Source organism: Microbacterium sp. (genome assembly GCF_047971895.1).
Classification (GTDB): Bacteria; Actinomycetota; Actinomycetes; order Actinomycetales; family Microbacteriaceae; genus Microbacterium.
Genome location: NZ_JBKEAF010000008.1, coordinates 1 through 19,471 on the forward strand (window position 1 = coordinate 1; position 19,471 = coordinate 19,471).

The window sequence follows — 19,471 nt, forward strand, 5'->3', positions numbered from 1 at the left end:
AAGCCCCGCTTCGGCGGCGCCCTGCAGGATCTCGTCGAGTAGCGGGATCAGCGATTCGCCGCCCTCGAGGCTGAAACGCTTCTGGCCGACGAACTTCGTCTGCAGGAACGTCTCGAATGCCTCCGCCTGGTTCAGCTTGTCGAGGATCCGCATCTGCTCGTCGTGGCCGGGCTTTTGGTACTTCACCTCGACGTTGCGCTGGAACCAGGCGCGCTGCTCCGGGTCCTGGATGTGCATGTACTCGATGCCGATGGTGCGGCAGTACGAGTCGCGGAGAACCCCGAGCACCTCGCGCAGCTTCATGACGCGCTTGCCGCCGAAGCCACCGGTGACGAAGGAACGATCCAGATCCCAGAAGGTCAGGCCGTGGCTTTCGATCTCCAGGTCAGGGTGCGTGCGCTGAACGTATTCCAGCGGGTCGATGTCGGCCATGAGGTGACCGCGCACGCGGAAGGAGTTGATGAGCTCCTGCACGCGCGCGGTCTTGTCGACCCGCTCGGCGATGTCCACGTTGATGTCGTTGGCCCACCGGATCGGCGCCGTCGGGATGCGCACGGCAGCGAAGATCTCATCGTAGAAGCCGCGCTGGCCGATGAGCAGCTCGTGCACCTTCTTGAGGAACTCGCCCGAGCCGGCACCCTGGATGACACGGTGGTCGTAGGTGCTCGTGAGGGTGATCGTCTTGCCGATCGCGAGCTCGTTGAGCGTCTTCTCGCTCGAACCCTGGAACTCCGCCGGGTACTCGAGGGCGCCGGCGCCGATGATGCAGCCCTGGCCGTTCATGAGTCGCGGCACCGAGTGCACGGTGCCGATGCCGCCCGGATTTGTCAGCGAGATCGTCGTGCTCTGGAAGTCGGCGGCCGTCAGCTTGTTGCCGCGTGCGCGAGCCACGAGGTCTTCGTACGCGGCGAGGTACTCGTTGAATCCGAGCGTGTCGGCGCGCTTGATGCTGGGCACGAGAAGCGCACGCGTGCCGTCGGGCTTGGGCAGGTCGATCGCGATGCCCAGGTTCACGTGCGCGGGTGCGACGACCGACGGCTTTCCAGCGACCTCGGCGTAGAACACGTTCTGGCTCGGGAACTCCTTGAGTGCCTGAATGATCGCCCAGCCGATGAGGTGGGTGAAGCTGAGCTTGCCGCCGCGCGTACGAGACAGGTGGTTGTTGACGACGATGCGGTTGTCGATCATGAGCTTCGCCGGAATCGTGCGCACGCTCGTGGCCGTGGGCACGGTCAGCGATTCGTCCATGTTCGCCGCGAGAGTCTTCGGAAGGCCGCGCAGCGGGGTCACCTTGTCGTCGTCCGCCTGCTCCTCCGGGGCCGGGGCCGACTTCGGCACCTGCGCGGGGATCGGCTGCGGCGCGGCGGGCTTGGCGGTGGTGCGGGCGACCGGCTGGGCGCCGAGCACGGGGACCGGCGCCGTCAGGGGGTGGGCTTCGGACGGCGGTGCCGCCGCGGCATCCGTCTTCCCTTCGCCCTTCTGCCCGGCCTCGCCGACGACGGGACGATAGGCCTCGAGAATGGGCCACCAGTCCTTGTCGACGGAGTTGCGATCCCGAGCGAACCGCTCGTACATCTCCTCGACGAGCCATTCGTTTCGGCCGAATTCGCCCTCGTTCGACACTCCTGCGCCCGTCACCTGGTGGGACACGCCCGATCGCCTGCCTTCGTCTGTGAAATGTGGGAGACATACGGGTTCGCTTCTGCCCCGCACACCTTCGTCAAGCCTAATCCAGTCTGCGTGCCCGGTGCGTGCCATCGAGTCACTACTCTTGACGCGTATGGAGTTCTACGGCGAGCGTCCGGACGTCGACCTGACGTACTCGGATGTGTTCCTTGTCCCGCGTCGATCGGCGATCCGCAGCCGGCTCGACGTCGACCTCGCGCCGCGCGACGGCACCTCGGCGACCGTTCCGCTCGTGTCGGCGAACATGAACTCGGTCACCGGTGCCCGGCTCGCGGCCACGCTCGCCCGTCGAGGCGGGCTCGGAGTGCTCCCTCAGGACATGCCGCTGCAGGAACTGGATGCCGCCATCCGCTGGGTGAAGGATCAGCCGGTGGCGTGGGACACACCGATCGTGCTGCCGCCGCACGCGAGCGTCGCCGATGCCGCGCGCATGCTGCCGGCCACCCCCGGGCACGGCATCGTCGTCGCCGACGAGGCGACCGGCCCGCTGTCGTTCGACCGCGTCCACGGCATCGTGGCGGCGGAGCGTCTCGGCACCGCCCTGCCCGACGCGCGCCTGGGCGATCTCGCCCGCGGCGGCGTGCCGTCGATCGACGCCGAGGACGTCGAGAGCCCGCGTCACGCGTTCGACCTGCTCGTCAGCGTCGACGCCGAAATGGTGTGCGTCCTGCACCGTGGCTTCGTCGTGGGCACCCTGTCGCGCCGCACGGCATTGCGAGCTACGCTGTATCGTCCCGCGGTCGACGCGGACGGTCGCCTGATCGTGGCATCCGCCGTCGGCATCAACGGCGATGTGGCAGCCAAGGCCCGCGCCCTCGCCGCCGCGGGTGTGGATGTGCTCGTCGTCGACACCGCACACGGCCATCAGGAGGGCATGCTGCGCGCCCTGCAGTCGGTCTCCGAGCTCGCCCTCGGCATCCCGATCGTCGCGGGCAACGTCGTCACCGCCGAGGGGGTGCACGACCTCGTCTCCGCGGGGGCCGACATCATCAAGGTGGGTGTGGGACCGGGTGCCATGTGCACGACCCGCATGATGACCGCCGTCGGGCGTCCGCAATTCTCCGCGGTGCTCGAAGCCGCCGAGGCGGCGCGGGTCATGGGCGTCCACGTCTGGGCCGACGGTGGTGTGCGGTATCCACGCGACGTCGCCTTGGCGCTCGCGGCCGGCGCGTCGTCGGTGATGATCGGCTCGTGGTTCGCCGGCACGATCGAGGCGCCCGGCGAACTGCAGACGGACGCCTCGGGCCGCGTCTTCAAGGAGTCGTGGGGCATGGCCTCGACCAAGGCCGTGCACGAGCGCTTCGGGCGGCTCGACCCCTACGAGCTGGCGCGCAAGGAGTTGTTCGCGGAGGGGATCTCGTCGTCGAAGATCTACCTCGACCCGCTGCGGCCGAGTGTGGAGGACCTGCTCGACATGATCACCTCGGGGGTGCGCTCGTCGTTCACGTACGCCGGGGCGGCATCGGTGCCCGAGTTCCACGACAAGGCGCGCGTCGGCCTGCAGTCCGCCGCCGGCTACGAAGAGGGCAAGGCGCTCCCCGTCAGCTGGTGACCCGCGCGTGCGGCGCGCGCGTAATCGCCGAAGAACAGGCGTCTCGTGCGGAGCACCCGACACTCTTGGAGACGCGGCTTCGGGAGCCCCAGCCGGGCGATGACGACGCGCCTCTGGCTCTGGCGGACGTTCGCGGCGACGGATGACATCCACTCGGCTCTCCGGACTCGTCACCCTGCCACCGTGGCCGTCATCCGGGTTCCTCCTCGCCCGTGACGAGGTCAGGGTGCCGCTCCGTAGAGAGCGCTCCGTGGGGTCCACCTGTGGAGAACCGCTCGCCGTGGCGCACCGCGTACACTTGATGCCCTGATGGACGACCCTCCTAGTTGCAGACGATCGCCCCGCGCCGGCTTCCGCTCCGGTCCCCGCTCCGATGATCTGGGCGGTGGGTGATGTACGAGTGGATCATGCTGGGCGTGGGGCTGCTGCTCATCATCGGCACAGGCCTGTTCGTGGCCTCCGAATTCGCGCTCGTGAACCTCGATCGCGCCGAGCTCGAAGCGCGGCGCGAGCGCGGCGAGACACGGCTGACGCTCACCATCAACGCACTGCGCATCACGTCGACGCACCTGTCGAGCGCGCAGCTCGGCATCACACTGACGACACTGCTGACCGGGTACACGATGGAGCCGGCGATCTCGACGCTGCTGGCGCCGGTGTTCGACGTGTGGGGCGTGCCGGCGGCGGTCTCCCGCACCCTCGCCGCGGTGATCGGCGTCGCGATCGCGACGATCCTGTCGATGATCATCGGCGAGCTGGTGCCGAAGAACTTCGCTCTGGCGCTGCCGCGTCAGACCGGCAAGCTGGTCATCCCGTTCCAGGTGGCGTTCACGGCGGTGTTCCGGCCGGCCGTCGCACTGCTCGACGGCAGCGCGAACGCGCTGATCCGGTCCTTCGGCATCGAGCCGAAGGAGGAGCTGTCGGGCGCTCGCACGGCGGAAGAGCTGTCGAGCCTCGTGCGCCGCTCCGCCAGCGCGGGTGTGCTCGAGGCCGACACCGCATCGCTGCTGGCGCGCACGCTCACGTTCTCGCGTCTGAGCGCCGGCGACGTCATGACCGCCCGCCCCAGTGTGCACGCCGTGGCCGTCGGCGACTCGGTGGACGACCTCATCCAGCTCGCACGGCGCACCGGGCACAGTCGCTTCCCGGTGTTCGACGAGTCGATGGACGACATCGTCGGCGTCGCACACCTGAAGCAGGCGGTGTCGGTGCCGCGCGCCAAGCGTGCCGACGTCCCCGCGGGAGGGATCGCGACCGAGCCCATGCGGGTTCCCGAGACGCTGCATCTGGACGGGCTGCTCGCCGAACTGCGCGCCCGGGGGTATCAGATGGCGATCGTCGTCGACGAGTACGGCGGCACTGCCGGGGTCGTCACGCTCGAGGATCTCGTCGAGGAGATCGTCGGCGAGGTTTTCGACGAGCACGACCGTGGCCGTGCGGGCATCGTGCGCGGGCGCGAGTCGCTCACGTTCCCGGCCGATCTGCGGCCCGATGAGCTGCGCGACCGGGCCGGGGTGGAGGTTCCCGAAGGCGACGTCTACGACACTGTCGGCGGCTACATCATGAGCGTGCTCGAGCGGATCCCCGTGGTGGGCGACGAGGTGCGCGTGGAGGGCGGCACGATGACCGTGCTGCGCATGGACGGGCGCCGTGTCGACCGCGTGCGTTTCACGCCCGATCCGCCCGCGACCGCTGCCGAGGCCGGTGATCGACCGTGAGCGATTGGATGGGGCTCGTCTGGCTGGTGGTACTGCTGGCCCTCAACGCGTTCTTCGTGGGTGCCGAGTTCGCCGTCGTCTCTGCGCGGCGTTCCCAGATCGAACCGCTCGCTGACGCCGGGTCGCGTGCTGCGAAGACCGCGCTGTACGCGATGGAGCGCGCGACGCTCATGCTGGCGACCAGCCAGCTGGGCATCACGATCTGCTCACTGCTGATCCTGAACGTCTCGGAGCCGGCCATCCACCACCTGCTGGCGGTGCCGCTGGGCCTGACCGGGTGGGAGGTGACGGTCGTCGACTCGCTCGCCTTCGTCATCACGCTGGTGATCGTGTCGTACCTGCACGTCGTGTTCGGCGAGATGGTGCCGAAGAACCTGGCCTTCTCGCTGCCGGATCGGGCCGTACTGTTGCTGGCGACGCCGCTCGTGTGGGTGTCGAAGGTGTTCCACCCGCTGATCGCGTCGCTGAACTGGACCGCGAACCACGTGCTGCGCCTGTTCGGCACCGAGCCCAAAGACGAGGCGGCGTCGACCTTCACGCTGGACGAGGTCGCGACGATCGTGAACCGCTCCCGTGAGGAGGGTGTGCTCGACGACAGGTCGGGCACCGTTGCCGCCGCCGTGGAGTTCACCGACAAGAAGGCCCGCGACGTCGCCGTGTCGCCGACGGCGCTGGTCACGCTGCCGGAGATGACGACGCCCGACCAGATCGAGCGGGCGGTGGCCACGCACGGCTTCTCGCGCTACGTCATCACCGATGCCGACGGGAATCTCGTCGGGTACGTGCATCTCAAGGACGTGCTGCGGGCCGCCGAGGGGCCGGATGCCGGAACCGACACCGCGCCGATCCCTGCCAAGCGCATCCACCGCATGGTGCCGATCCACGAGAGCACCGACCTGGAGGACGCACTGGCCGCCATGCGCCGCGCGGGCCGCCACCTCGCCGCCGTGCGCGACGACGAGGGCGAGCTGAGCGGCGTGCTCTTCCTCGAGGATGTGATCGAGGAGCTCATCGGTGAGGTACAAGACGCGACGAGGCGGCGATGAGCGCGAGGATCCGGGTGCCGGGCCCCGCCGATGACAAGTACCGTCGCGGGGTGGTCGGCCTGCGCACGGGATCGGATGCCTACCCCGGTGCCGCCGTGCTGGGCGTCGAGGCCGCGTGGCGGACGGGCATCGGCATGGTGCGGTACGTCGGGCCCGACCGTGCCGCGCAGCTCGTGCTGCAGCGTCGTCCGGAGACGGTGTGGGGCGATGGGCGCGTGCAGGCCTGGGTGATCGGCTCGGGCACCGAGGCTGGGACGCGTCCGGCCGAGGAGACGGCGGCGCTGCGCGGCATCCTGTCGGGTTCTGTTCCCGTGGTCGTCGACGCGGGCGCGCTCGGCCTCGCGCCGGGGGCCGCCGCGCCCCTGCTGGCGACCCCGCATGCACGCGAGCACGACGCGTTGCGTGCGGCGCTCGGCCTGGCGCCGGTCGCACCCGACGCCGACGACGACACCCGCGCGGACGCGGTGCGCGCGACCGCCGACGCCCTCGGCGGTGCCGTGCTGCTCAAGGGCAGTGTCACGATCGTCGCCGCACCGGGCGGAGCCGCGATCCGCGTCGGACCGGCGACGCCGTGGCTGGCCACGGCCGGCACGGGCGACGTGCTGGCCGGCGTGCTGGGATCGCTCACGGCGGCGGCCGGTGCGGCCGCGCCAGACGAGCTCGTCTCCGTCGCGGCACTCGCCGCGCGCCTGCACGACCGTGCGGCGCGCATCGCGGCGGGTGTCTACGGACCGCGCGGCGGGCCGATCACGGCGCTCGACGTCGCCGCGGCCCTGCCGCACGCCGTCGCCGAGCAGTCGGCCTGATCGGACCGGACTCTACACTCGAAGCGTGTCGAGGCGAGCGGTGCTGTGGGTCGCGTTCGCGGCCGTGCACTCGTTCGTCGCCGTGCTCGGCTTCGTGCTCCCGAACGAGCCGATGGGCGACCTCGACAAGGTGTACGAGCCGTGGTCGCGTGCGGTGCTCGGCGGCGGCTGGATCATGGGTGTGCACGAGTCGTGGGTGTATCCGCAGCTCGCCCTCGTGCCGCTGGTGGTCGTGCAGCTGGTCGCGCAGCCGTTCGCTCTGCTGCTGCCGGCGGCCGGCGCGTTTGCGGTGGCATGGGCGATCGTGGTCACCGTGGCGGACGCTCTGGCGTTCGCGCTGCTCGTCGGGCGTGCGCGTTCGACCGGCCGGCGACGTGCCGCGTGGTACTGGCTCGCGTTCGTCGCGCTGCTGGGGCCGATCGCCATGTACCGCGTGGATGCGGTCACGGTGCCGCTCGCCGTGGCCGGATGCCTGTGGCTCATCGGCCGGCCCTGGCTCGGGGGCGCACTGCTGGCCGTGGCCACGTGGATCAAGGTGTGGCCGGCAGCCCTCGTCGCGGCGGCACTGGTCACCGTCCGGCGGCGATGGGCCGTGCTCGGCGCGGGGGCGGCCGTCACCGCAGCGGTCGTGCTCGCGGTGGCCGCCGCCGGCGGTCTGGGGCACCTGCTGGGCTTCGTCGGCGGCCAGACGGGTCGCGGCCTGCAGATCGAGGCGCCGGTGAGCGCCATGTTCCTGTGGCCCGCCGCGCTCGGTGCCCCCGGCGTCGCGGCGTACTACGACACGGGGCTGCTGACCTATCAGGTGAGCGGACCGGGGGTAGACGCGGTGAGCGCGGCCATGACGCCGCTGCTGGTGACCGCCGTGGTCGGCATCCTGGTCGTTGCCGTCGTGAAGCGGGTGCGCGCAGCATCCTTCGTCGCGCTGTTCCCCGCCCTGTCCCTGGCGCTGGTGATGGCGCTCATCGTGGTCAACAAGGTGGGGTCGCCGCAGTTCTACCTGTGGATCGTCGTACCGCTCATCGCGGGGCTCGTCCTCGAGCGGGACCGGTGGTGGGCGACCGGCGTGCTTGGCCTGGTCGTCGCGGCCCTCACACAGCTTGTGTACCCCGTCGTGTACGCCGGGCTTGCGGTGATGCCGAACCCTGCGATCGTCGCCGTGCTCGTGCTGACGATCCGCAACCTCGCTGCGATCGCGCTGTTCGTGTGGTCGCTGGTGCTGCTCGCGCGCGTGCGCACGCGGCGCGCGGTGCCCGTCGCCGTCTGAGAGGATCGAGCCATGCTCATCGCCTTCTCCGTTGCTCCGAGCGGCACCGGGCGCGCCGACGGGTCGGTGCACGACGCGGTCGCTGCCGCCGTCGCCGTCGTGCGCGCCTCCGGCCTGCCGCACCGCACCTCATCGATGTTCACCGAGATCGAGGGGGAGTGGGACGAGGCGATGGATGTCGTCAGACGCGCCACCGAGGCGGTGTTGCCGTTCGGCTCGCGGGTCTCGCTCGTGCTGAAGGCCGACATCCGGCCCGGGTACACCGGGGAACTGGACGGCAAGCTCGAGCGGCTCGAGCGCGCCCTCCACGATGAGCGCCGCGATGACTGACCGCGACGGCGCGGCGCCGCCCGACTTGGCCGCAGCCATGGACGGTGCACGGATGCGCACGCACGAGGACGGCACCGATCCCGAGGTGCCCGTCGCGGGCACCGCACTGCTGCTCGACGACGGCGCCGACGGCCCCGAGGTGCTCATGCTCGAACGCCCCGACCGCGGGTCGTTCGCGGGGGCCTGGGTGTTCCCCGGCGGCAAGGTCGAGGACGGGGACGAGGGCGGCGGAGAAGAGGATGTCGCCCGTGCCGCCGCCGCCCGGGAGACCTGGGAGGAGACGGGCCTCGTCGTCGCGACGGGGGCACTGCGCACGCTCTCGTGCTGGGACCCGCCGCCGGGCCTGGCACTGCGCATTCGCACCTGGTTCTTCCTCGCCGAGCGGCCCACCGGTGCCCTCGCGCTCGCCGCGGATGAGGCGGTGGACGCCGCCTGGGTGCGACCGGCCGATGTGCTTGCGAGGCACGCGCGTGGGGAACTCACGCTGTATCCACCAACGTGGGTGACCCTGCACGGGCTGGCACGGCAGCCGGATGTCACGGCCGTCTTCGACGCCGCGCGGCTGAGCGGTGTGGAGCGCTTCGAGACCGTGACGCGGCCGGGGAGGGCCGGTCCCATGCTGCTGTGGAACGGTGATGCCGAGTACGGGCTGGGCGACCCGCCGGAGGCCGCGTCGGCACGGCACCGGCTCGAGGTCGGCGCGCGCCCCTGGCTCTACACCCGCACGGACGCCTGAGCTCACACCGCCGTATCGAGGAGCCGCCTCAGGTGCGTGCCGACCGCCGCGGTCTCGATGAGGAACCCGTCGTGCCCGAAGTCGCTCACGAGCACCACCGCCGCGTCCCCGCCGAGCGTCGAGGGGATGCCACGGGCGATCCTGTGCTGCCCGTCGATTGGGAACAGCCGGTCGCTGTCGATCCCGAGCACAAGGGAGGTCGCGGTCACGCGCGCCAGCGCGTCCTCCACGCCGCCGCGGTCGCGGCCGATGTCGTGGGAGTCCATCGCACCGACGAGGCGGATGTACGAGTTGGCGTCGAAGCGCCGCGTGAACTTGTTGCCGTGGAAGTCGAGATAGCTCTCCACCGCGAAGCGGCCGCCGTCGCCCAGCGGGCTGACCCCCGACTGCCAGGAACGCCGGAAGCGCTGATTCAGCTCGGCGGGACTGCGATAGTTGAGCAGGGCCATGCGGCGGGCCAGGGCGAGACCGCGATGCGGGCCGTCGCCGTCGCCCGCGTCGTAGTACTCCCCGCCCTGGAATCGCGGGTCCATGCGGATCGCCTCGAGCTGCACCGAGTTGAGGGCGATCTGGTCGGCGGTGTTCACCGGTGGTGCCGACAGCACAGCGAGGCGCGCGACGCGATCGGGGTGCGACACGGCCCACTCCAGCGCGTGCATCCCGCCCATTGACCCGCCGATCACCGCCGCCCAGCGGTCGATGCCCAGTGCGTCGGCGAGCCGCGCCTGCGCGGCGACCTGATCGCGGATCGTGAGGTAGGGAAAACGGGAGGCCCATTCGTAGCCGTCGGAGGCGACGCTGGCCGGCCCGGTCGAGCCCTGGCATCCGCCCAGCATGTTCGGGGCGACCACGAACCAGCGGTCCGTGTCGACCGGGCCGCCGGGGCCCACCACCTCGCCCCACCAGCCGGCGGTGGGATGCGTCGGGCCCGCCGCCCCGCGCACATGGCTGTCGCCGGTGAGCGCGTGCGCGATGAGCACGGCGTTGTCACGTGCCTCGTTGAGCTCGCCCCAGGTCTCGTAGGCGAGCCGAAGCCCGGGAAGCCGCTCACCACCCTCGGTGTCAAGGGCGCCGAACGTGGCGAACAGGCGGTCGCCGGGCGCGTCGCCGTCGCGCCACGCGCCGGTGACCGGCGGGCGGCCGAGCAGCAGGCGCGCATCGGCCTCGGTCACCAGAGCCGATGGCACCGTGTCCTCGGAGATCTGCCAGTCCATGCGCCCCATTCTCGCGGCTCGCGCTGTGCGCAGGGGCTCGTGTTACGGCCGGCGCAGGGTCACTCTACGTTGTGGGGACCGGTGACCAGCACCTCTGGCGCGCCGAGCGTGCCGCCCACGATGCAGTCGATCGCGCCCGCGCCCCCGCCCGTGGTCTGGGTGTATGTCACGGTGACCGCGAACGTGCCGCCGCCCTGATCGTGCACCGCGTCGGCGCGGTAGCCGTCGCGTTGCCAGTCGGCCATGGGGAAGTACTCGGTGGCGATGCCCGCGCAGATCGACCACGCGTTCAGCGCGGCCAGCGGATCGTCGGGCGAGGCGTCACTGGAGGCCGGGGGTGCCGGCTCCTCTGTCTCGGCAGGGGTGGGCGGCGGCGGTGTGGTGACGGGTCCGGTACCGGTCGGTGTCGGCGCGGGAGTCGTGGCGCCGGGTACCGGTTCGGGGACGCACGCCGAAAGGGCGAAGGCCGCCAAGGCGAGCGACGTCACAGCACACACGGTACGAAACGCCACAGAACTCTCCCTTGCCGGCCCTGCCCTTCAGCGTAGTGACGGATCAGGCTCGCGTGGCCTCCGACGCCCGGCGTGCCGCGGCGAGGGCCTGCTCGAGATCTGCCTTGAGGTCGTCGACGTTCTCCAGTCCCACCGACAGGCGCACGAGGCCTGGCGTGACCCCGGTGGTCAGCTGCTGCTCGGGGGTCAGCTGCGAGTGGGTCGTTGATGCCGGGTGGATCACCAGCGAGCGCACGTCGCCGATGTTGGCGAGGTGGCTGAACAGGGTCAGCGAGTTGACGAACTCGCGGCCCGCCTCGATGCCGCCCTTGAGTTCGAACGAGAGCACCGCGCCGACGCCCTTCGGGGCGTACTCGTTCGCAGCGGCGTACCACGGCGACGTCGGCAGGCCCGCGTAGCTGACCGAGGCGATGTCGTCCTGGTTCTCGAGCCATTCGGCGATCTCCTGGGCGTTCTGCACGTGACGTTCGATCCGCAGCGACAGCGTCTCGATGCCCTGGATGAGCAGCCAGGCGCTGTTCGGCGAGATCGCCGCGCCGATGTCGCGCAGCAGTTGCACACGTGCCTTGATGATGTAGGCCAGACCGTCGCCGACCGCCGCCGTGTAGCTGGCGCCGTGGTACGACGGGTCGGGCTCGGTGAGGCCGGGGAACTTCTCGACGTGCTTCGACCAGGCGAAGGTGCCGCCGTCGACGATGACGCCGCCGATCGTGGTGCCGTGACCGCCGAGGAACTTCGTCGCCGAGTGGATGATGATGTCGGCACCGTGCTCGAACGGGCGGATCAGGTACGGGGTCGCGATCGTGTTGTCGACGATGAGCGGCACGCCGTTCTCGTGTGCGATGTTGGCGACCGTACGGATGTCGAGGACGTTGATGCGCGGGTTGCCGATGGTCTCGGCGAAGAACAGCTTCGTGTTCGGGCGCACCGCGGCACGCCACTCCTCGGGGTCGTCCTGGTTCTCGACGAACGTGACCTCGATGCCGAGCTTGGCGAGCGTGTACTTGAAGAGGTTGTACGTGCCGCCGTAGATCGACGACGACGAGACGAAGTGGTCGCCGGCCTCCGCGATGTTCAGGATCGCGAAGGTCGACGCGGCCTGCCCGCTGGACAGCAGCAGGGCGCCGGTGCCGCCCTCGAGGGCGGCCAGGCGCTGCTCGACGACGTCCTGCGTCGGATTCTGGATGCGGGTGTAGATGTTGCCGAACTCGGCCAGCGCGAACAGGTTCGCGGCGTGGTCGGTGTTGTCGAACACGTACGAGGTCGTCTGGTAGATCGGGGTCGCGCGGGACTTCGTGACCGGATCCGGCTGCGCGCCGGTGTGGATCTGCTTGGTCTCGAAGCGCCAGTTCTCGGGTGCGGACATCGGTTGCTCCTGCGGGTCGTTCCTGCCGACGGCGGGTTCCGCGGCTGGATCGAGGCTACGGAGGGGGAGGCCGCGGTGACAACGAGCGGGAAATGTTACGTAACACGCGCGGTGCCCGGGCGGGCGGGCGTCACGGGTTAGCGTGGAGGGATGAGCAGACGTGCTGTCGTGACAGGGGCGAGTTCGGGAATCGGGGCAGCGACGGTGCGCGCCCTGCGGGCGGCCGGGTGGGATGTCGTCGGTGTGGCGCGCCGTGCCGATCGCCTCGCTCGGCTCGAGGCCGAGACCGGTGCTGCGGTGTTCGCCGCCGACCTGACCAGAGCCGAGGATGTCGATGCACTGACGCTGTGGCTGGATGAGACCGGCCCCGTGCACGCACTCGTGAACGTCGCCGGCGGTGCCCGCGGCACCGACCGGGTCGACGAGGGCGCCGCCGACGACTGGACATGGATGTACGAGACGAACGTGCTGGCGACCCAGCGCGTGGTCGCGGCGCTGCTGCCGCTGCTGCGCGCGGGCGCCGCCCGGGACGGGCACGCCGACACCGTCTTCGTCACCTCGACGGCCGCCTTCACTCCGTACCCCGGCGGCGGCGGGTACAACGCGGCCAAAGCCGGGCAGGCGATGATCGCCCACGTGCTGCGGCTCGAGCTGAACGGCGAGCCGATCCGGGTGACCGAGGTCGCGCCAGGGATGGTCTACACCGAGGAGTTCACCCTCAACCGACTCGGCGGTGACGCCGACGCGGCGTCACGCGTCTACGAGGGCGTCGAGCATCCGCTGACCGCCGACGACGTCGCCGACGTCATCGCATATGCGGTGAACGCGCCCGGCCATGTCAACCTCGACCTGGTGACCATGCGTCCGGTCGCCCAGTCGGCGCAGCACCTGCTCGCCCGCGGACCCCTCCGCCCGCGTGGCTACGACGACTGAGGCCGCGGCCCGGTGACGACGTGGCGATGACGCTGACCGAGCTGGCGGATGCCGGGCTCATCGACGCGGACTGGGCGGCAGCGCTCGCGCCCGTGGGGCCCGACATCGCCGCCCTCGGCGACCGGCTGCGTGCCGAGCAGGCCGCGGGCAGGCGGTATCTGCCCGCGGGAGACCGGGTGCTGCGGGCCTTCCAGTGCCCGCTGGCCGACGTGAAGGTGCTCATCGTCGGACAGGACCCGTATCCGACCCCGGGTCACCCGATCGGGTTGTCGTTCGCGGTCGATCGGCCGGTGCGTCCGCTTCCGCGCAGCCTCGGCAACATCTACCGCGAGCTGCACACCGACCTCGGCATCCCGCCCGCCGTGCACGGCGACCTGTCGGCTTGGAGCACGCAGGGCGTGATGCTGCTGAACAGAGTGCTCACCGTCGCGCCGGGAGCACCGGCATCCCACCGCGGCTGGGGCTGGGAGAAGGTCACCGAGCACGCGATCCGCGTGCTCGTGGCGCGAGGTCGCCCGCTCGCCGCGATCCTGTGGGGCAGGGATGCCGCGGGCCTGAAGCCGCTGCTGGGATCGACGCCCGTCGTCGAATCGGCGCATCCTTCACCGCTGTCGGCCGCGCGCGGCTTCTTCGGCTCGCGACCGTTCTCGCGTGCCGACGCGCTGCTGCGCGCACAGGGGGCCGAACCTGTCGACTGGCGGCTGCCGGACTGACGCGTCGCATAGGCTCTTCCCGTGCTGGAGGAAGAGTACGAGAAGGACCGCCGTCGCCCGCCACGGCACCTGCGTCGCGTCCGGCCGACCGAGCAGCCGTTCTCGTACTCGCTGCGCCCCGTGCGGGAGAGTGACACTCCCGACATCCGCGAGATCTACAACCACTATGTGACCAACTCCTCGGTCACCTTCGACGAGCAGGAGTCGACCCTCGCGCACTGGCACGAGAAGCGGCAGCGACTGCACGCGGCGGGACTGCCGTTCCTGGTGGCCGAGTCCCCGACCGGGCAGGTGCTCGGCTACGCGTACGTGCAGCCGTGGTCGAGCAAGACGGCGTATCGGTTCACCGTCGAGGACTCGATCTACCTCGGTCAGGCAGCCGCCGGTCACGGCCTGGGAACGGCGCTGCTGGCCGCGCTCGTCACTGCGTGCGAGGAGTCCGGCATCCGCACGATCATCGCGGTCATCAGCGACAAGGGGGCCGAAGCATCCATCGCCGTCCACCGGCGCCTCGGATTCGTCGAGACCGGACGCATGGGCCGTGTCGGCTTCAAGTTCGGGCGCTGGCTCGGGGTCGTCAACATGCAGAAGACCCTGACGCGTCGCCGGCGCTGAGGGCGCCTACGCCCCGATCACCGGAACCGAGGCGAGCAGCCGCCGCGTGTAGGCCCGGGCGGGGTGTTCGAGCACCTGCTGCGTGGCACCCTGCTCGACGATGCGGCCGTCCTTCATGACCGCGACGGTGTCGCACAGGTGCTGCACCACGCCGATGTCGTGCGAGACCAGGACCAGCGTGAGGCCGTCACGCGCGCGCAGCTCGCGCAGCAGCTCGAGGATCTGCGCGCGCACGGTGACATCCAATGCCGACAGCGGCTCATCGCCGACGAGCACGCGCGGGCGGTGCACGATGGCGCGGGCGATCGCAATGCGCTGACGCTGACCGCCGGAGAACTCGTGCGGGTAGCGGTCGGCCATGGCAGCCTCCAGCCCGACCCGCTTGAGCACCTCGCGCACCAGCGCCCGGCGATCGCCCGCGATCCCCAGCGCCCACAGCGGCTCGCCGACGATGCGCCCCACGCTCATGCGCGGGTCGAGCGATGCGTACGGGTCCTGGAAGACGATGCCGGTTTCGCGGCGCAGCCAGTGCAGCGACCGCGCTGACGCCCGGGCGTCCACCCGGCGTCCGTCGAACGACACGACGCCGGAGGTGGGCGCATCCAGGGCCAGCAGCAGCCGCACGAGGGTCGTCTTCCCCGAGCCGGACTCGCCGATCAGCCCCACGGCCTCGCCCTCGGCGACGGTGAGGTCTGCGTCCTCGAGCGCGGTCGAGTACCGTCGCCGCTCGAACAGCGACTCCTTGGGGAGGGGATGCCTGCGCGTCAGGCCGCGGGCCTCGAGGAGAGCGGTCACAGGGCACCTCCGGGCCGCCACAGCGTCGTGGTCGCGTCGCGCAGCAGCGCCTGCGTCACGGGGGAGCGCGGTGCTGTCAGCAGATCGTGCACGCTCGCCGATTCCACGACCCGGCCCTCGGCGAGCACGACGCCGTCCGTCGCGATCTGCGACAGCACCGCCAGATCGTGCGTGATGAACACGAGCGACATGCCCGAGCTGTCGGTCAGCTGCTGCAGCAGGCGCAGGATGTCATCCTGGGTCGTCACATCGAGCGCCGTCGTCGGCTCGTCGGCGATCAGCAGCCTCGGGCGGCACGCCAGTGCGATGGCGATGGCCGCGCGCTGGCGCTGCCCGCCCGACAGCTCGTGCGGGTATCGGGCGACGATGCGCTCCGGGTCGGGCAGGAACACCCGCCCCGCCTCGGCGACGGCGCGTGTGCGGGCGGCACGGCGGCCGAGGTTCTCGTGGATGCGCACCGACTCGGCGATCTGCCGGCCGATCGAGCGGATCGGGTTGAGTGCGGTGCGCGGCTCCTGGAAGACGATGCCGATGTCGTCGCCGCGCAACGAGGCCAGCTCGCGGTCGGGCAGGCCGATCAGCTCGCGCCCGTTCCACCGCACGCTGCCGGATGCCTCCGCGCCGTGCGGCAGCAGCCCCAGCACCGCCAGCGCGGTCAGCGACTTGCCCGAGCCGGACTCGCCGATGAGCCCGATGCGTGCGCCGTCCGGCACGGTGAACGAGACGCCGTCGACCACACGGCGTCCGTCGACCGTGACGACCAGCTCCTGCACCTCGAGCGTCACGCGCGCACCCCCGGTGTGTGCCGGGTTGCTGCCCGCGGGCGGGGGGCCATGGGGTCCCGGCCGTGCGACAGCGTCGGGTCGGTGGCGTCGCGCAGCGCATCGCCGAGCAGGTTCAGCGCCAGCACGGTGATCGTGACCGCCAGCCCCGGCCACACCACCGCAACCGGGTGCACGGTGATGTACCGCTGCATGTCGGCCAGCAGCACGCCCCACGACGGGTCGGTCACCGGCGCGCCGAAGCCCAGGTACGACAGCCCCGCCTCCGCGAGCACGGCGATGGCCATGCCCCACGACAGCTGCACGATGAACACCGGTGCCGCGTTGGGCAGCAGGTGCCGCCACAGGTTCTGGGCCGGAGTGAGGCCGGACGCCCGGCCGGCGAGCACGAACTCGCTGTGCAGCACCCGCCGCAGCTCCGGCCGGGTCACGCGCGCGATGTTGACGCCGAAGCCGATTCCCACAGACCAGATGACCACCCACAGCGACCCGCCCCACACGGCCGAGATCATCATCGCGATGAGCAGCACCGGGAAGGCGATGAGGATGTCGACCAGCACCGCCACCGACTCGCGAACCCACCGTGCGGTGAGGGCGCCGAGCGCGGCTAGCGCGATGCCGATGACTGTCGCGATGACTCCCGCACCGACCGCGACGAACACCGCGGTCCCGGCACCGGCCATGATCAGGCTCAGGATGTCGCGCCCGGTGCCGTCGGTGCCCAGCAGATGCGGCCAGCCCGGCGGTTCCCAGCGGATGTCGATGTCGGTGTGGGCGGTGTCGAAGGGCGTCCAGAACAGTGCCACGCCGGCCGCGAGCAGCACGACGAGCACGGTCATCATGCCGAATCGCCCGGTTCCGCTGCGCCACAGCCGGCCCAGCCACGCGCCGCGCCTCATGCCGTCGCCTCCGTCTGCCGCAGGCGCGGATCGATGAGCCGGTGGGCGAGGTCGACGACGAACCCGACGATCAGCACGAAGCCGGTGAGCACGAGCAGTTCGCTCTGCACCTTGGGCAGATCACGAGCCGCGACGTCGGCCACCAGCATCCGCCCGATCCCGGGCAGGCCGAACAGCTGCTCGATGATCACGGCACCGACGAGGATCCCGGCGACCTGCAGCCCGAGCACGGTGATCACCGAGAGAGCGACGTTCGGAAGACCGTGGCGCACCAGCGCCTGGTTGCGGGTGAGCCCTTTCGCCGCTGCGGTGCGCACGTAGTCCTGCCCGACAGCCTGCAGCGTCGCGCTGCGCACGAAACGCAGCAGCACGGCGCCCTCGACGATGCCGATGGTGACCGCGGGCAGGATGAGTGCGCGCAGGGCCGGCGCCGGCTCCTGCCATCCGGATCGGGGGAAGCCCTGCGCCGGCAGCCAGCCGAGCCAGACGGCGAAGACCACGACGAGCATCATGCCCGCCCAGACGACCGGAACGGCCGCGAGCGCCTGGGCGCCGATGCTCAGCGCCGTGCCGTCGGCGCGCCCGCGGCGCATCGCGGAGAGGACTCCGAACGGGACGCTGAACCCGAGTGCGACGACCAGCGCGAGGATGCCGAGCGGCACCGTGACGGCCGCCTTCTGGGCGACCTCGGCCGCCACCGGCGAGCCGGTGAGCAGCGACGTGCCGAGATCGCCTCGCAGCACCCCGCCGATCCAGTGCAGATACTGCAGCGGCAGGGGCTCGTCGAGTCCCAGCTGATCGCGCACGGCCTGGATCTGCGCGGGTGTGGCGTTCATCCCGGCGATGAGCTGGGCGACGTCGCCGGGGAGCACCCGCAGGGTCACGAAGATCAGGACGCTGGCCACGAGAAGCCCCAGCATCAGCAGGGCGAGTCGCGTCAGCGCGTAGCGGATCACCCGGAGCTCTTGCTCAGCTCAGCGAGGTTGATGCGGGCGTTCACGTTGTCGACGGGGAACCCGGTGATGCCGGTGCCGATCGCCTGCACCGACTGCCAGTTGTACAGCCAGTCGGCGGCCATGTCCTCGGAGACGATGCGGGCGGCCTGGCGCAGGTAGTCGGCGGCCTCCGACTCGGTGAGCGCGCCGAGCGACTGCTCGAACAGCGACTGTACCCGGGGGTTGTCGTAGGTGAAGTAGTAGTCGGGGTTGGCCCAGTTCTCGACGTCGCGCGCCTCGGCGTGGTTGATCAGCGACAGCTGGTAGTCGCGGTTCGAGTAGACATTGTTGATCCATGTGGGGAAGTCGACCTGTTTGACCGTGAGGGTGATCCCGATCTTGTCGAAGTCCGAGACGAGCAGCTGCGGGATCGTGGTTCCGTAGCCGCTCCACGTCGTGAGCGTCAGCGTCGTGCCGGTGGCTCCGGCGTCCTCGAGCAGCTGCTTGGCGGCCTCCACGTCGTACGGGGCCACGTCGGAGAGGTCCTCGTACCCGGGGTCGAGCACAGGGATGGGCCCGTGCATCGGTACGCCCGCTCCGGCGGCGGCGATGAGCGCATCGTGGTCGATGCCCTGGCGGATCGCCTGGCGAACGTCCTTGTCGGCGAGGCGCCCCGCGGTGGAGTTCATGGCGAGCACCCACTTGTCGGTGGACTGACCGAGCTCGACGGCGAAGTCGCCGGTGGCTTCGATCTGCTCTTTCAGGGTCGCGTCGAAGCCGGTCAGCACGTCGAACTCACCCGCAAGCGCACCCGTGAGCGCCGCCTGGTTGTCGGGGACGTAGTCGAAGACGACCTCGGCGACCTTCGCCCTCTCGCCCCAGTAGTCGGCGTACCGGCCGAACGTGATCGAGTCGCCCTGCTTCCAGGCGTCGAGCACGAACGGACCGGTGCCGTTGGCCGCGGTCTTGTAGTCGATCGTGTCGTCCTTCTTGAAGATCAGCCCCGCGCGCCCGGTGAGGTTCCACAGCAGCGCCGAGTCCGGCTCCGACAGTGTCATCACGACGTCCTGCCCGTCTGCCTCGATCGACGCGACCTGCGCGAGCCGGGCCGAGTCGGCCCAGGCCTCGTCGGTGTGCTCGCGCAGCGACCATACGACGTCGTCGACGGTCAACTCCGAGCCGTCGTGGAAGGTGACGCCGTCGCGGACGGTGAAGGTGTACGTCAGACCGTCCGTCGACACGCTGTAGTCCGAGGCGAGGCTCGGCACGATGTCCTGCCCCGGAGTGCGTGCTACGAGCCCCTGGTAGATGTTGTCGATCAGGATCTGGTCCAGGGCCGCACCCGCCGTCTGGCGGATGTCGAGGTTGCCGGGCTCGAGCACCAGGCGGATCGCCACGGACGCGTTGGCGTCTGCGCTGCCCGGTGAACTCGACGGCGCGGTGTCACCGGCGCATGCCGTCAGCAGCAGCGCGGTGGAGGCGAGCACGGCGGAGCCTGTGAGAGCGATGGCACGGAGCCGGGGACGGCGCATGGGGTTCCTTTCGCGGGTGCGCAGATCGGCGCACACC

Annotated in this window: 19 protein-coding genes; 10 read left to right on the plus strand and 9 right to left on the minus strand. The window is 70.7% G+C overall.

Translation table 11 applies throughout. The features are described from left to right. On the minus strand, positions 1 to 1,650 hold a 1,650-nt coding region (locus ACK5IN_RS01095; RefSeq protein WP_416894389.1), incomplete at its 3' end, for a 2-oxo acid dehydrogenase subunit E2. A 130-nt stretch (positions 1,651 to 1,780) separates the two neighbouring features. Here ACK5IN_RS01095 and ACK5IN_RS01100 point away from each other — a divergent pair. The 7 genes from ACK5IN_RS01100 (at position 1,781) to ACK5IN_RS01130 (ending at position 9,138) form a co-directional block, all read left to right on the plus strand. Beyond that, positions 1,781 to 3,238 (plus strand): GuaB1 family IMP dehydrogenase-related protein, encoded by a 1,458-nt coding sequence (locus tag ACK5IN_RS01100; protein ID WP_416894390.1) that lies wholly within the window; start codon positions 1,781 to 1,783, stop codon positions 3,236 to 3,238. A gap of 392 nt (positions 3,239 to 3,630) precedes the next feature. Next, a complete protein-coding gene (locus tag ACK5IN_RS01105) occupies positions 3,631 to 4,956 on the plus strand; it encodes a hemolysin family protein (RefSeq protein ID WP_416894391.1) in 1,326 nt (441 codons plus the stop codon). Further along, a complete protein-coding gene (locus ACK5IN_RS01110) occupies positions 4,953 to 6,002 on the plus strand; it encodes a hemolysin family protein (RefSeq protein ID WP_416894392.1) in 1,050 nt (349 codons plus the stop codon). The genes ACK5IN_RS01105 and ACK5IN_RS01110 overlap by 4 nt, the downstream gene beginning before the upstream one ends. Next, on the plus strand, positions 5,999 to 6,808 hold the full coding sequence (locus ACK5IN_RS01115) for an ADP-dependent NAD(P)H-hydrate dehydratase (RefSeq protein ID WP_416894393.1): 810 nt from the start codon (positions 5,999 to 6,001) through the stop codon (positions 6,806 to 6,808). The genes ACK5IN_RS01110 and ACK5IN_RS01115 overlap by 4 nt, the downstream gene beginning before the upstream one ends. A 25-nt stretch (positions 6,809 to 6,833) precedes the next feature. Then, entirely contained in the window at positions 6,834 to 8,072 is a 1,239-nt protein-coding gene (locus ACK5IN_RS01120; protein ID WP_416894394.1) for a glycosyltransferase 87 family protein, read from the plus strand. 12 nt (positions 8,073 to 8,084) lie between these two features. Next, positions 8,085 to 8,402, plus strand: a complete 318-nt coding sequence (locus tag ACK5IN_RS01125) for a thiamine-binding protein (RefSeq protein WP_416894395.1) — start codon at positions 8,085 to 8,087, stop codon at positions 8,400 to 8,402. After that, positions 8,395 to 9,138 carry an NUDIX domain-containing protein gene (locus tag ACK5IN_RS01130; protein WP_416894396.1) on the plus strand — a complete coding sequence of 248 codons (744 nt, stop codon included), beginning with the start codon at positions 8,395 to 8,397 and terminating at the stop codon, positions 9,136 to 9,138. Before ACK5IN_RS01125 ends, ACK5IN_RS01130 begins: the two co-directional genes overlap by 8 nt. A 2-nt stretch (positions 9,139 to 9,140) precedes the next feature. Here the strand turns inward: ACK5IN_RS01130 and metX are convergent, their stop codons facing one another. The 3 genes from metX to ACK5IN_RS01145 form a co-directional block, all read right to left on the minus strand. Further along, positions 9,141 to 10,352 (minus strand): homoserine O-acetyltransferase MetX, encoded by a 1,212-nt coding sequence (metX, locus tag ACK5IN_RS01135; protein WP_416894397.1) that lies wholly within the window; start codon positions 10,350 to 10,352, stop codon positions 9,141 to 9,143. 59 nt (positions 10,353 to 10,411) lie between these two features. Beyond that, positions 10,412 to 10,840, minus strand: coding sequence for a hypothetical protein (locus ACK5IN_RS01140; RefSeq protein ID WP_416894398.1), 429 nt, complete (start codon positions 10,838 to 10,840; stop codon positions 10,412 to 10,414). 67 nt (positions 10,841 to 10,907) lie between these two features. Beyond that, on the minus strand, positions 10,908 to 12,230 hold the full coding sequence (locus tag ACK5IN_RS01145; RefSeq protein ID WP_416894399.1) for a bifunctional o-acetylhomoserine/o-acetylserine sulfhydrylase: 1,323 nt from the start codon (positions 12,228 to 12,230) through the stop codon (positions 10,908 to 10,910). Positions 12,231 to 12,380: 150 nt separating this feature from the next. On the opposite strand from ACK5IN_RS01145, the gene ACK5IN_RS01150 reads away from it, so the two are divergent. From ACK5IN_RS01150 to ACK5IN_RS01160, 3 genes are read left to right on the plus strand one after another with little or no spacing between them, the layout of a single operon-like run. Then, positions 12,381 to 13,163 (plus strand): SDR family oxidoreductase, encoded by a 783-nt coding sequence (locus ACK5IN_RS01150; protein ID WP_416894400.1) that lies wholly within the window; start codon positions 12,381 to 12,383, stop codon positions 13,161 to 13,163. A gap of 20 nt (positions 13,164 to 13,183) precedes the next feature. Beyond that, positions 13,184 to 13,876, plus strand: coding sequence for a uracil-DNA glycosylase (locus ACK5IN_RS01155; protein ID WP_416894401.1), 693 nt, complete (start codon positions 13,184 to 13,186; stop codon positions 13,874 to 13,876). A 21-nt stretch (positions 13,877 to 13,897) separates the two neighbouring features. Beyond that, on the plus strand, positions 13,898 to 14,491 hold the full coding sequence (locus tag ACK5IN_RS01160; protein ID WP_416894402.1) for a GNAT family N-acetyltransferase: 594 nt from the start codon (positions 13,898 to 13,900) through the stop codon (positions 14,489 to 14,491). Between the two features lie 6 nt (positions 14,492 to 14,497). Here ACK5IN_RS01160 and ACK5IN_RS01165 read toward each other — a convergent pair whose 3' ends face one another. Genes ACK5IN_RS01165 through ACK5IN_RS01185 form a run of 5 tightly spaced genes read right to left on the minus strand, consistent with a single transcriptional unit; the run spans position 14,498 to position 19,434 of the window. Next, positions 14,498 to 15,286, minus strand: coding sequence for an ATP-binding cassette domain-containing protein (locus ACK5IN_RS01165; protein ID WP_416894403.1), 789 nt, complete (start codon positions 15,284 to 15,286; stop codon positions 14,498 to 14,500). Further along, on the minus strand, positions 15,283 to 16,071 hold the full coding sequence (locus ACK5IN_RS01170) for an ABC transporter ATP-binding protein (protein ID WP_416894404.1): 789 nt from the start codon (positions 16,069 to 16,071) through the stop codon (positions 15,283 to 15,285). Before ACK5IN_RS01170 ends, ACK5IN_RS01165 begins: the two co-directional genes overlap by 4 nt. Then, a complete protein-coding gene (locus ACK5IN_RS01175; RefSeq protein WP_416894405.1) occupies positions 16,068 to 16,967 on the minus strand; it encodes an ABC transporter permease in 900 nt (299 codons plus the stop codon). The genes ACK5IN_RS01170 and ACK5IN_RS01175 overlap by 4 nt, the downstream gene beginning before the upstream one ends. Continuing rightward, positions 16,964 to 17,923 carry an ABC transporter permease gene (locus ACK5IN_RS01180; protein ID WP_416894406.1) on the minus strand — a complete coding sequence of 320 codons (960 nt, stop codon included), beginning with the start codon at positions 17,921 to 17,923 and terminating at the stop codon, positions 16,964 to 16,966. The genes ACK5IN_RS01175 and ACK5IN_RS01180 overlap by 4 nt, the downstream gene beginning before the upstream one ends. Continuing rightward, the gene (locus tag ACK5IN_RS01185; RefSeq protein ID WP_416894407.1) at positions 17,920 to 19,434 is read right to left on the minus strand and encodes an ABC transporter substrate-binding protein; all 1,515 of its coding nucleotides are present in this window, start codon (positions 19,432 to 19,434) and stop codon (positions 17,920 to 17,922) included. Before ACK5IN_RS01185 ends, ACK5IN_RS01180 begins: the two co-directional genes overlap by 4 nt. Positions 19,435 to 19,471 lie beyond the last annotated feature (37 nt).